Origin of the sequence: Streptomyces beijiangensis (genome assembly GCF_017315755.1) — a bacterium.
In the GTDB taxonomy this organism is placed as follows: Bacteria; Actinomycetota; Actinomycetes; order Streptomycetales; family Streptomycetaceae; genus Streptomyces; species Streptomyces beijiangensis.
This window is the reverse complement of sequence record NZ_JAFLRJ010000700.1, coordinates 1-293: the sequence shown is the minus strand read 5'-3', so window position 1 is coordinate 293 and position 293 is coordinate 1. Positions and strand designations below refer to the sequence as shown.

The 293-nt window shown below is 72.4% G+C and carries 1 protein-coding gene; it reads left to right on the top strand.

What is annotated here, in order from left to right:
• Window positions 1-31: 31 nt before the first annotated feature.
• Window positions 32-293 (top strand): aminotransferase class III-fold pyridoxal phosphate-dependent enzyme (locus J0695_RS38460; RefSeq protein WP_242553723.1); only part of this gene is annotated, 262 nt, incomplete at its 3' end.

The window sequence follows — 293 nt, the reverse complement described above, 5'->3', positions numbered from 1 at the left end:
GCCCTCCCGCCCCCTCGCTCCCAACGCGGCGCTGACCAGCCGCTGGCAGGGCGTCATGATGGACAACTTCGGCACCCCCAGGCTGCCGCTGGTCCGGGGCCGCGGCACCCGCGTCTGGGACGCCGAGGGCAACGAGTTCCTCGACTTCGCCGGCGGCATCGCCGTCAACTCGCTCGGCCACGGGCATCCCGCTGTCGTGTCGGCCGTCTCCGCGCAGATCGCCTCGCTCGGACACATCTCGAACCTGTTCATCGCCGAGCCGACCGTTCGCCTCGCCGAGCGCCTGCTCCAGC